The organism is Streptomyces similanensis, assembly GCF_039543625.1.
Taxonomy (GTDB): domain Bacteria; phylum Actinomycetota; class Actinomycetes; order Streptomycetales; family Streptomycetaceae; genus Streptomyces; species Streptomyces similanensis.
In genome coordinates this window covers 1-10781 of sequence record NZ_BAABKC010000158.1, presented here as the reverse complement: position 1 = coordinate 10781, position 10781 = coordinate 1, and the positions used below count along the sequence as shown (strand labels likewise).

The window sequence follows — 10781 nt, the reverse complement described above, 5'->3', positions numbered from 1 at the left end:
GCGGGTCGGGCGGACCCGGGGCGGGCGGCGCGTGGTGGGTAGCCGGTGGCCGCCCGCCCCGGGGGTCAGAGGGTCTTGGGCTTGGGCTTGCAGTTGTGGGCGAGGGCCAGGTCGAGGACGCGGCTGACGCGGTCGGGGTCGTCGGTGACCGTCACCTTGAGCCCGCACTTGCCGCACGAGTACGTGGCGGTCTTCAACCGGGTGGTCAGGCGGGTGAGGATGCGGCGGATGAGGTCGGTGAGCATCGTTGCGGATCTCCTCGGGGTTCGTCGGGGACGGGTCAGGCGGCGGTCAGTTCAGGGCGAGGGCGGCGGCCAGCGCGAGGACCAGGAGGACCAGGGCGCCGGCGGTGATGTCGATGGCGGTCTTGAGCGCGCGGTACTTCGCGGCGGCGATCTGGGAGAGCTTGACGACGCGCTCGGCGCTGCGGTCGACGGCGAGGTCGGCGCGGACTTCCTCCGGCGTGCAGGTGGCCCAGTGCAGGTACGAGCCGCGCACGTTGCCGCCGAGGCGGGGGCGGACGACCAGGAGGACGACGAGCATCGCGGCGACCAGGCCGACCGCGCCGAGGCCGACGAGGATCGCGGCCGGGACGGGCAGGTCGTGGCCGGGGACGGCGGCGACCAGCACAGCCAGCGGGATGCCGAAGGCGGCGAGCAGGGCGGACGCCTTGCTGTCGGTCCGGGCGATCTCGCCGACCACGTCGGTGCCGGCCTGCAGGAGCCTGGCGTCGTCGGCGGCGGCCCGGCGGCTGATCAGCTCGTCGAGGCCCGGGGCCTGCGGCGCGGTCTGCGGCTGCTGCTCCATGAGGGCGACTCCTTCGTCTCGGTCGGTGCGGGCCCGCTGCCCACACCCACAGAATGCCAACTTAGGGTTGGCATGTCAATACAGAGTTGGCCAACTTATAGTTGCCAAATCAGCCAGGGCGGACCTGTTGGACCCAACGGGGTCAACCGGACCTGAAATGCGCAAGGCCGCCCCCGATGCGGGGGCGGCCTGGAGGGAGCTGAGGGTCACGCGTAGGGGTCGGCGGAGGCCAGGCGGGCGGGGCGGGCGACGGGCCGTCTGGTGAGCGGCCGGGCCGCCGGGTGGCCCCACTCGTGGCTGCAGTCGGCGCACCACCACACCCGCCCGCCGTCGCCCTGCTCCTGCCACAGCACGTCGTCACCGTCGCACTGGGGGCACCAGTGGCCGGACGGCTTCCGCCGGCGCATCCGGTCCAGCAGCGTCACGGGTTGATCTTCGAGACGGTGGAGGTGACTCCGTCGAGGCCGTCGTGGATCTGGGGCGCCACGGTGGTGCCCGCGAGGAAGAAGCCGAACAGGACGGCGACCAGGGCCGCAGGCCACTTGAGGTGGCCTCCCCGGATGAGGACGGCGAGCACGATGGCCAGGATCACGATGGCGGAGATCGAAAGCTGCACAGCAGCCTCCTTCGGTTCGGCGGGCGGGGCCGTGCCCGCGCCGGGAGGCCGGTGCGGGCACGGCGGAAAGGGATTGGACCTGTTGGGGCTAACAGGTCTGCGGGGTCCTCGTGAGGGGCCACAGGGCCTCCCAGAGGCGTTCGCCGGCGGGGCCGTACTCGGGGGCGATGACCGAGATGTACGTGCCGTGGGTGACCTGCTGGTAGAGGCGGCCGTCCAGGCCGGGCCACAGGATGGCCATGTAGGAGCGGCTGATGCGGCCGCCGAAGCAGGTGACCCGCTCGCCGTCGCGGGTCGTGACCGGCACCGGCCGGTCGTGGACGCCGCCGCGCACGTAGTCGTTGACGACGACGACCAGCCCGGCGCCGTGGGCGGCCTTGAGCAGACGGTCCTCAAGGGCGGGGTCGGTGACCACCAGCTCGACGGCGGCGCGCTGCTCCCACCGCCGGCCGTCGTAGCCGGGGCCGGCGAGGCCGGGCTGGGAGCAGGTGGTGACGTACCCGGCGCGGCACAGGGCGGCGAGGACGGGCACCAGGTGCTCGGTCTCCTCGTCGGGGCCGTAGCGGGGCTGGTAGCCGGGGCGGGAGCCGATCTCGCCCTCCAGCCACAGCGCCATCAGCTCACCGAGGTCGCCGAGCGTGCGGGCGGAGGCCCAGCGGCGCCGGTCGGCGCGGCTCATCCACGGGAGCCTGATCGTCACGGCCGTCACCGCCCCGTCGACTGCAGCTCGCTGCCGTGGCACAGCACCGGGCCGATCAGGATGCCGATGCGGTTGACGGTCCAGCGGAAGTCGGTGAGCGGCCCGGGCGCGACCTCGTCGACGATCCGGCCGGTGCGGCCGGCCGCGCGGGGGTCGTCCTCGCAGCTGACGATCAGAACCTCTTCACCTGCCTGGAACATCGTGTTCCCTTCCCTCTGACGGTGGTCGGTGGTGGATCCGGGGGCCGGTTGGACCTGTTGGGGTTAACAGGTCCAACCGGCTCCGGGCTGGTGTTACTCGTCGCCTCCGCCGTCTCCGTCGTCGCCCTTGGCCATCTTGCGTTCGTGCCTGCGGGCCCCGTACGCGCCGGCCTCCTTGACGCCGTCACGAGCCAGGCCGACGCCTTCCTTGCCGAGGTCGGCGGCGGAGCCGACCATGCTGGCGGCCGATCCGGCAACGGTGCCCGCGGCGGTCGCGGTGGCGGCGATGGCGTTGAAGAACGCGGCGGCAGCGCCGCCCCCGCCGCGCGGCACCCGGGCGGGTGCGGCGGGGGCGCCCTTGCCGTTCTTCGCCGCGCCGAACGCCTGGGCGGCCTCGCCCCCGCCGGACGGCGTTCCGCCTCCCGCCGGGGCGGCTCCCAGGGAGATGATCTGCGCGTCGACGGCCTTGCCGGTGGGGAGCTTGCCGCGCACCCGGCCGGTCTTGCCGGGCGCGGCGAGCGCCTGGAGCTCCTCCTTGGTCACCTGGTTGACCTGGAAGACGCACTCGGCGGCCTTGGCCTTGCGGCCGTCGTCGCCGCGCGGGCGGTGGGTCTGGCCGCAGCTGCCGACCACCCCGGCCGGGGTGACGTACAGCTTGATGACCTTCGTGCCGCCCCAGCCGGGCGATGCCTCGGGGCAGTCGACCCAGTGGCCGCCGAAGGACGGGCGGCCCTTGAAGACGATCTGCAGCGGTCCGCCGGCCATCAGTCCTGCTTCCAGGTGCCGGACAGGGTGCCCTCGAAGGTGCCGGTGCGGGGCTTGTTGCTCTTGCCGCCGCACAGCACGCGCAGGACCAGCAGGCTGCCGAAGACGACGCCCACGATCTTCAGGACGAGCACGGTGGCGGCCCAGACGCCCGCGGCCGCCGCGCTGATGCCCGCGCCGATGGCCGGGCCGTAGATCGCGGCCCCGGCGGCGGCGGCGCCGCCTCCGGAGAGGTAGAAGACGGCCTTGATCTTGCGGCGGTTGGCGGTGAGCCAGTCCGGCAGGCTGCGCTGCTCGGTGTCCGCCTTCTCCGCCCGGGCCGGGGTGCCGGCGGGGGCGAGGGGGGCCAGGGGGACGACCTCGTACTCGACGCGGCTGCCGCCGTCCGGGGTGGTGTGGTGGACGGTCTTGAGGGTGTAGCCGGGCGGCGGGACCGGCACGGTCGGCGCGGCCGGGGCGGCGGCCGGGCTCGGGGTGGTCTCGAAGGCCGATTCGAGGAGCTTGGCCTCCGCCAGGAGCTGGTGGACGTGGTCGGCGGTGGTCGGGTCGACGGTGGACTCGGTCACGGGGGTCTCTCCTTCGGTCCGGGCGGCGTAGGGGGCGAAGCGGTCGGTGGGCGGCATGATCGGCGCCCTTTCTCGCATGATCGTTTTGGGATGGTTTGGGGCCCGTGGCAGCACCCGGGGCGGCGGACATCTGTGCAGGTCAGGGCGTAGGGCGGACCCTCGGGCGGGGGCGTGGACCCTGTGGCGGCGCCCGGGGGTACCGGGTCGCCGCCACAGGGAGCGCCATGGGCTGTGACCTGCGCCTATGGCGGGCGCCCTAGGTCCCGCCCTGGGGGTCATTTGCGGGCATTACGGGCGGCCTCGACGGCGGCCTCGACGTCCTTGCGGAAGAGGCCGGAGCCCTTGATCTCACGCCCGTCGGGGCCCTTGCCGAAGCGGATGCCGGACTTGGCCACCAGCTCGACGCCGGTGCCCTCCAGCGCCTCCTCGACGTCGGCGACGAGCAGCTTGCCGACGCGGGCGGTGTAGGCGGCGTCCGCCTCTCCGTCCAGCGGCCCCCACTTCTCGGGGTCGTGGTCGGTGAGGTAGGCGCGGACGTCGGCCATCGTGATCCGGTCGGCGTCCGCGTCGAACGCGTCGAGCAGCAGCTCCAGGACGCTGACCTTCACGAGGGTGCCGACGCCGCCGGCGTGCGCGGCCGGGGCGGGCCTGCCCGATCCGGTCGGGCCGCCCGCGAGGGAGGACGCGCCGGTGACGGCGATCAGGTAGTTCTCGATCTCGTCGACGAACTGGCCCGGCGCGCGGTCCAGTTCGCGGCGCAGTTCGAGCCCTGCCGCGATCAGGTCGGCGGCGCCGTCGAATTCCTCGTCCTCGATGAAATAGGACCGGATGAGTTCGCCGGGCGCTCCGTCGATATCGACGATGGCACCGCCCTTGAGGGATTCCGGGATTTCGTGGGCGCGCAGGCCCGCGCCGGTCGCGCCGTCCTTGAGGATTGCGTTGGTCTGGACGGCGCCGCCGGTGCGGGTGGCCGCCCGGGCCCCGGTGTTCGACTTGTAGCCGCGCGGAACGGTGTTGGCGTCCGGGTCCTGGGTGGAGATGAGGACCGTCATGTTCAGCGCGGCCGCGAACGCCGCGATCTCTTCGAGCAGTTCGGCGATCCGGTCGCACGCCTTGATGGTGCGCTTTCCCTCGTCGTCACTCGGGTCGGGAATCCGCATCGACGTATTCGCGTACTGCTTGTACTCGTCGATGATGAGGATTTCCAGCGGGAATTCCGCGAGGTCCTTCTCGCCGAACTTCGCGCGGCCCTGGTCCTCCAGGACAGCCTCACGCCGGTACGCCTCGCGCAGGAACCCCTCCAGCAGGTGGATGAGCCGGTCGGGGCGGCGGCCGAAGAACGTCGAGCAGATCGGCGCGTAGCCGCGGTGCTCGCCGGGCTTGGCCCCGGCGACCAGGCGCAGGTTGATGCGCGGGTCCAGGCCCAGGCCGACGATCAGGTTGCGCAGCAACATGCCCTTGCCGGTGCGGGACATGCCGCCCAACAGCGCCATGACGTGGCGCAGCTTGAGGTAGACCGGCAGGCCGCGCCGGTTGAACCCGATCAGGATCCCGCGGTTCCACACGTCCTGGCGCTCCGGCTCGGCGACCAGCGGGGAGACACGGGGCTCGCCGAACGGGTCGGAGGTGCAATACCAGAAGGAGGCCCGGGTGGGAGAGCCGTCCTGCCGGATGTCGAGCCAGTGCGTCTCGACGTCGAGGGCACCGGCGATGGCCTCCTTCTTCGCCAGGAGCGCGGAGACCTGGATGTCGTCGGGCAGCTTGAACTTGGCCTCGATGCCGTTGATCTCGGCCGGGCGGATCGGCTCCAGCAGGGTGATCTGGTGCTCGTCCTTGGTGAACACCTTCGCGATGCGGAGCACCCGGTTGATCAGGTCGTCGGTGAGCGGGGCGTGGCCGGCCGTGTGGGCGGCCGCCACGTTGAACGCGGCCGACAGGCTCGCGTCGGGGTTGCGGCGGTGGTGCTCGCGCAGCCCCAGGGCGGACAGGATGCCGAGGGTCAGCATCGCGGCCGGGGAGGCGGCGAGCAGGCCGTAGACCTGGGCGACGGCGACGGCGGCCGCGACGACGGTGAACACCGCCGTGACCGAGCCGACCAGCATCGGCTCGCGGCGCCGCCCCCGGGCGGTCTCGAGGCGCTCCTCGCGCAGCGCCGCGATCATGTCCGGGGCCATGCCCTTGCGGCGGGCCGTGTCGACCATGTCCGCGTACTCCTGGGCGGTGTAGTAGTGCCAGGCGTCGCGGGCGCCGGCCCCCACGCCGATCCCGGAGAGCCGGGTCAGCTGCCACGCGTAGACGTGGGTGTGCCCGGCGTGCCAGGCGATCTTGTGCAGGAACACCTTCTTGCGGTGCGCCCACGCGGCGGAGTCGAAGGTGCCGGTGGGGAAGGCGTCCTTCCAGGTCCAGCCGTCGGAGTCGGACCGGGGCAAGGGGACCGGGAGGGCGTCCGGGTCCTGGTCGTCGTCGTCGAAGACGAGACCGCCGGCCTCGGGCGCGGCCACGGGCAGGTCCCGGGGGGTGCCGGTGGTGGCGTCGGCCATGCCGGCCCTGCTGCCGCGTACTGCGTTGCGGGCCGACTCCTCCAGGCGGGCGCGGCGCTCGGGGTCGTCGGCGAACAGGCTGGAGAGGTCGTCCGGAATCCGCTCGTCGCCGGGTCCGCCTGCTGCGGGCTCGGGGGAGATGTCCGTCATGCTGAGCGTCCTCGCTCTCGAAGGTTCAGGGGGTGGAGGGGATGCGGGGCCCGGGCCGGGCAAGCTGCGGGCCCCGCAGTCGCGCTACTTCTTGGCGGCCTTGGCCTTGGCCTTGGCGGCGGCCTTCTCGGCCTTGATCCGGCGGCGGGCGGCGCCCTCCTTCTGGGCGCGTCCGGCGGCCGCGAGCATCTGCGGGCCGTAGAGCCCGGCGACGACCAGGCCGCCGCCGGTGAGCAGGGCGGTCAGCCAGCTGAAGGCGAGCATCGGCGTGATGCCGGGGACGCCACGCCAGATGACGACGTAGGTCGCGGCCGGGACGAGCACCGCGAGGCGCCAGGGCATCCGGCGGGAGGTCTTGGCGGCGGAAGCGCTCACGGGGCGATCTCCTTCGGGGTCGTGTTCAGGTCGTTGTTCGCGGTGGGCGGCTCGGCGAGCGCGCCGCAGGTCGGGCAGGGGGCCAGAGGGCGGCCCCGGACCAGGGAGCGGACCTGGGTCATCCAGGGCTGCGGCCACAGCAGCGCGCCCATCGCGACCAGCAGGCCGATGGCGAGGGCGCCGTTCCAGGCCGCCGAGGAGCTGGTGTCGAGGGGGAGGGTGTAGCCGTGCTGCCAGGCGTAGGTGCCGGCGGCGACTCCGGCCCACAGCGCGAGCAGCATGTGGGCCAGGCCGACGGCGAGGCCGGCGGCGTAGCGGGTGGCACGGACGAGGCGCGGCATGTGCGGTCCCTTCTGGGAGTCGGGCGGGCGGCTCAGGCCGCGCCGCGCTGCTGCTCAGGGATGGTCAGACCTGTTGGACCCAACAGGTCTGACGGGAAGAGGGTGTTCTCGTCGGCGAGGAGGGTGGCCTCGTTGCGGGCGGCGCGCTCCTTGGCGGTCTTGTTGCGGCGGCGGACGTAGCAGCCGCGGCACAGGACCATGACCTTCTCGACGGCCAGCGTGATCGCGTCCCGGTCGGAGACCTCCGGGTCGATCGGGGCCACCAGGAGCGGGGCGCGGTGCTCGCCCCGCTCGTGGCAGCGCTTCCCGGTCTTGTGCCAGCGGGGCTTGTCCCCGTCGGCAAGGCCGCAGTTCCCGGGCTCATCCAGGTGGCACTCGCAGTACCCGTCACTGCGTCCCACGGCCGCCTCGTAGACGGTTCCGGCTAAGACCTCGGGAACACTCACCGCTCGATTCCCCTCTCCGCCAGGACCTGGGTCAGGTACTCGCGAGCGGTTCCCGGACGGCATCCGAGGTGGCGGGCCATCTGCCGGTTGGAGGGGTGGCGCTTGAGGTTCTTGCCCTCCTCGGCGGCCGCGTCGACGAGCGCGCGGGCCTTGGCGAGCCGGTCGTCCGCGACCTTTTCCCGGACCTCCTCCTGGGCCTCGTCCGCCTGCTTCCCGTCCTCGTCCCCGGGTGCGTCCGGGGAGGGGGCCGGAAGCGGCTCCTGCCCTTGCGGGAAGCGGGTTGTAGCCGTTTCGCTTCCCAAGGGCGAGAAGGGCGTCCAGGTGTCCAGCGGATGCACCGGGACACGGTGGGCGACCCACTGTCCGTCGAGTCCGGGAACCGCGAGCACGACGGGCAGGTACGGAGCCGGGATCACCTCCGGCGCGTCCTCGGACACGGGTTCGGGAACCGGTTCCGGCTCCGGGGTGACGGCGGCGGGAACCACCGGCGCCGGGACGGGCGCCGTGCGCGAGAACCGGGTGCGTCCGTCCCACGCCTCGGCCTGCGCCCGGCGGAACGCCGCCCGGCGCGAGGCGCGGATCTCGCGGATGGACGGTTCCCCGACGGCCGCGCCGTTCGCCCGCTCCCACGCCTTGGCGTAGGCCCGCTCCAGGGTGATCCCGGTGTTGTCCGCGATCCGGCGGGCGCGGCGCACGAGGATCGGATGCCGGCGGCGGAGCCGCTTCCAGCGGGCAATCTCGTCAGCGGTCCGGCCGGAGACGGCGGCGCGCTTGGAGCGCATCACCACCCACCACAGGATCAGCGCGGCGAGCGAAGCGCCGGCGTAGGCGCACGCCCGGTAGATCCCGGCCGCCGAGTCGTCCTCGATCAGGTGGCCGGAGCCGTTGATCGCGGCGGCGATGATGGCCGTGATCCAGGTCGCCCGCATCAGCCACCGGTACTCGCGGCGCTGCTCGATCGCCTGGCCGGTGAGCCCGGCGAACGTGAGCGTCATGCCCTCGGTGAGGACCGGGACGCCCGCGGCGGCCCAGCCCATCCCGAGATGCGCGGCCGCCCCGGCCTGGCCGGTCCAGCCGACCATCAGGGAGACCACCACGACGGGCAGGCCCCACAGCGGCATGTGGTGGGAGAGGCGGACCACCATCGCGTCAAGGCGGGCGCGGCGGTCCTTACGGGTCTTGGCCCGCAGCTTCTGCCGGTCGGCCTTCTTCTGCAGCTCACGGGCGACCTTCGCGTTCTTGGCCTCGGTCTTCACCCGCCGCTTGTGCTCGCGGTCCCGGCGACGCTCCTCGGCCTGCTCGCGGCGGTCCTTGCGGTCCTCGCTGCGGCGGGCCGCGAGGTTGGCCCGCTTCTCCTCGCCCCGGCTGGACGGACCCGGCGCCGTCTTGCCGAACGACGGCTCGTTCGGGTCGTGGCCGTTGACCGGGGTCTCCGTGCTGTACGTCGTCATCGGGTGGCCGCCTCCTTCCGGGCCGGCGCGGTGTGGGCGAGGTGGATGAGGGCGGCGGTCCGCAGGGCGGCGCGGAAGGCACGGCGCAGCGGCCGGCCCCGGCGGGCGCGGGTGACCCGGGCCGCCGGGCGGGCGGCGCCGAGCTCGGCGAGCACCGTGTAGGAGTCGTAGTCGGCGCCGGTCCAGTCGCTCCGGACGCCCCGGCGGATCCTCAGCGCGGCGCTCATGCGTCCGCTCCCTTCTTCTTGGTGTCGGCGCCGGTCCCGGGGCCGTGGGGGTCGATGCCGAACAGGCCGGCGTGGCGCAGCAGCAGCCCCGAGACCTCCCGGACGGAGGCGACGGTGTCGTTGCTGAGCAGCGCGAAGGCGATCTCGGTGACCGCCTCGGTCACCGCCGCGCGGTGGAAGGCGAAGGCCAGGGACTCGGCGGCCAGCGCGGCCGCGGCGGTCCCGGTGTCCTTCATCGCCGTGTCGCGCTGGGACCGGATGGTCTCCAGCTCGCGGGTCAGCTTCTGCAGGCGGTCGGCCTCGGCGAGCTGCTCCAGCGCCGGGCGCTCCGTCCGCTTCAGCAGGGCCTCGATCTCGTCCGCGTCGGCCGGTGCGGGCAGCGGCGGCGGGGTGGTCCGCTGGATCTTCCAGCCGAGCGGGTCGGGGTCCGGGTCCTGCGCGGGAACCCAGCCGCCGTCCGGGAACGGGGTCGCGGCCTGCGCGGAGGCCCGGTCGCGGTGGGCGCTGCGCACCTTGCCCTCGTGGAGGACCACGTCGATCGGTGCGTCGGCCGCGTCGAACGCGTACTTCACCGCGCCGACCAGCAGCGCGACCAGGCGGTGGAGGGCGGTGTTGCGGGACTCGGAGGCCACCAGCTCGGTGCGGACCTCACCGAGGTCGGTCACCAGCTGCTGGCGCAGGCCCGCGTTGGCGGCCGCGTCCTCCTTGAACCCTTCGATCGCGTTCTCGGCGAGCTCGAGGTCGGCCTCCAGGGCGGAGGCGAGTTCGGCACCCTGCTCCAGGGCCCGGAGGTTCTTGGTGCGGATCATCCGGATCATGCGGCGGGCTCCCGGGTCTCGGAGGGGGCGACGGGCGGGGCGTTGCGGAGGTGCTGGGCGACCAGGCGGTGCACCAGGCGGACGGTCACCGCGAGCGCGCCGAGCCAGAACAGGCACTTGGTGACCTGGGCGACAGCGGTGACCAGCGCGGTCAGCGCGTCGAGCAGGACCGTTCCGGAGCCGTAGGCCAGCACCGCGAGCAGCGGCACCAGGAGCAGCAGCAGTTGCGACGGCATCCGGCCCGTGAGGTCGAGGCCGGCGCGGAACAGGTCGCGTAAGGCGAGGGCGGTGCGCGTCATCGCGGTCACCTGCCGATCCGGGCGGCGGCGACGACCTTCTCGGACGCCTCCTCCCACTCGGCGGCCGCGCGGAGACGGGTGATCGTCTCCGTGTCGTGGGCCGACCACTCGTCGGGGTTGGAGCTGACGCGCTCCAGGATGTCGGCCAGAAGCTGGCGGGTGGTGTCGGTCATCAGGCCACCGCCCCGAGGTCGAGGTCGACGAGGCCGGCGGCGTACTCCAGCTCGTCAAGCTCCTCCAGGAGCACGCCGGCGAGCTCGGCGCGGCGGCTGGCCTGCTCGGGCCGGACGAAGCCCGTCGCGACCATGTCGGCGAGGGCGTCCTCGCGGGCCTGGCGGGCGGCGCGGCCCTCGATCCCGACGGGCGGCCCGAGGACCAGGTCGACGTCGATACCGAGGATCTGCGAGGCGTCGTCGCGGAGCTTGAGGGCGGCGGCGAAGGTGCCGGCGGCCGGGTTGGGGATACTGGTCATCGCGGTTC

18 protein-coding genes are annotated in these 10781 nt (G+C 73.4%); all 18 read right to left on the bottom strand.

The genetic code is table 11. The annotated features are described in order from the left end of the window. Positions 1-65 precede the first annotated feature (65 nt). Positions 66-245, bottom strand: a complete 180-nt coding sequence (locus tag ABEB07_RS38900) for a hypothetical protein (RefSeq protein ID WP_345672781.1) — start codon at positions 243-245, stop codon at positions 66-68. Between the two features lie 46 nt (positions 246-291). Next, positions 292-807 carry a Pycsar system effector family protein gene (locus ABEB07_RS38895; RefSeq protein WP_345672780.1) on the bottom strand — a complete coding sequence of 172 codons (516 nt, stop codon included), beginning with the start codon at positions 805-807 and terminating at the stop codon, positions 292-294. Between the two features lie 206 nt (positions 808-1013). Further along, positions 1014-1232, bottom strand: a complete 219-nt coding sequence (locus ABEB07_RS38890; RefSeq protein ID WP_345672778.1) for a hypothetical protein — start codon at positions 1230-1232, stop codon at positions 1014-1016. After that, positions 1229-1423: a hypothetical protein gene (locus ABEB07_RS38885; protein ID WP_345672776.1), complete on the bottom strand. Its 195-nt coding sequence runs from the start codon at positions 1421-1423 to the stop codon at positions 1229-1231. Before ABEB07_RS38885 ends, ABEB07_RS38890 begins: the two co-directional genes overlap by 4 nt. Before the next feature lie 88 nt (positions 1424-1511). Further along, positions 1512-2102: a DUF6919 domain-containing protein gene (locus ABEB07_RS38880; protein WP_345672775.1), complete on the bottom strand. Its 591-nt coding sequence runs from the start codon at positions 2100-2102 to the stop codon at positions 1512-1514. A 26-nt stretch (positions 2103-2128) separates the two neighbouring features. Next, on the bottom strand, positions 2129-2323 hold the full coding sequence (locus ABEB07_RS38875; protein WP_345672774.1) for a hypothetical protein: 195 nt from the start codon (positions 2321-2323) through the stop codon (positions 2129-2131). Positions 2324-2416: 93 nt separating this feature from the next. Next, the gene (locus ABEB07_RS38870) at positions 2417-3088 is read right to left on the bottom strand and encodes a hypothetical protein (RefSeq protein ID WP_345672772.1); all 672 of its coding nucleotides are present in this window, start codon (positions 3086-3088) and stop codon (positions 2417-2419) included. Continuing rightward, entirely contained in the window at positions 3088-3654 is a 567-nt protein-coding gene (locus ABEB07_RS38865) for a hypothetical protein (protein ID WP_345672771.1), read from the bottom strand. The genes ABEB07_RS38870 and ABEB07_RS38865 overlap by 1 nt, the downstream gene beginning before the upstream one ends. 275 nt (positions 3655-3929) lie before the next feature. Then, positions 3930-6344 carry a hypothetical protein gene (locus tag ABEB07_RS38860; protein WP_345672770.1) on the bottom strand — a complete coding sequence of 805 codons (2415 nt, stop codon included), beginning with the start codon at positions 6342-6344 and terminating at the stop codon, positions 3930-3932. A gap of 84 nt (positions 6345-6428) precedes the next feature. Then, entirely contained in the window at positions 6429-6719 is a 291-nt protein-coding gene (locus tag ABEB07_RS38855; protein ID WP_345672769.1) for a hypothetical protein, read from the bottom strand. Next, entirely contained in the window at positions 6716-7060 is a 345-nt protein-coding gene (locus tag ABEB07_RS38850) for a hypothetical protein (protein ID WP_345672767.1), read from the bottom strand. Before ABEB07_RS38850 ends, ABEB07_RS38855 begins: the two co-directional genes overlap by 4 nt. A gap of 32 nt (positions 7061-7092) precedes the next feature. Further along, positions 7093-7461: a beta/alpha barrel domain-containing protein gene (locus tag ABEB07_RS38845; protein ID WP_345672766.1), complete on the bottom strand. Its 369-nt coding sequence runs from the start codon at positions 7459-7461 to the stop codon at positions 7093-7095. A 41-nt stretch (positions 7462-7502) separates the two neighbouring features. Continuing rightward, positions 7503-8957, bottom strand: a complete 1455-nt coding sequence (locus tag ABEB07_RS38840) for a hypothetical protein (RefSeq protein ID WP_345672764.1) — start codon at positions 8955-8957, stop codon at positions 7503-7505. Beyond that, positions 8954-9184: a hypothetical protein gene (locus ABEB07_RS38835; RefSeq protein ID WP_345672763.1), complete on the bottom strand. Its 231-nt coding sequence runs from the start codon at positions 9182-9184 to the stop codon at positions 8954-8956. Before ABEB07_RS38835 ends, ABEB07_RS38840 begins: the two co-directional genes overlap by 4 nt. Continuing rightward, positions 9181-10002 carry a hypothetical protein gene (locus tag ABEB07_RS38830; RefSeq protein WP_345672762.1) on the bottom strand — a complete coding sequence of 274 codons (822 nt, stop codon included), beginning with the start codon at positions 10000-10002 and terminating at the stop codon, positions 9181-9183. The genes ABEB07_RS38835 and ABEB07_RS38830 overlap by 4 nt, the downstream gene beginning before the upstream one ends. After that, on the bottom strand, positions 9999-10301 hold the full coding sequence (locus ABEB07_RS38825; protein WP_345672761.1) for a hypothetical protein: 303 nt from the start codon (positions 10299-10301) through the stop codon (positions 9999-10001). The genes ABEB07_RS38830 and ABEB07_RS38825 overlap by 4 nt, the downstream gene beginning before the upstream one ends. A 5-nt stretch (positions 10302-10306) precedes the next feature. After that, positions 10307-10474, bottom strand: a complete 168-nt coding sequence (locus ABEB07_RS38820) for a hypothetical protein (RefSeq protein ID WP_345672760.1) — start codon at positions 10472-10474, stop codon at positions 10307-10309. Then, positions 10474-10781, bottom strand: a 308-nt coding sequence (locus ABEB07_RS38815) for a hypothetical protein (protein ID WP_345672759.1), incomplete at its 5' end; no start/stop codon positions are given. The genes ABEB07_RS38820 and ABEB07_RS38815, both read right to left, overlap by 1 nt.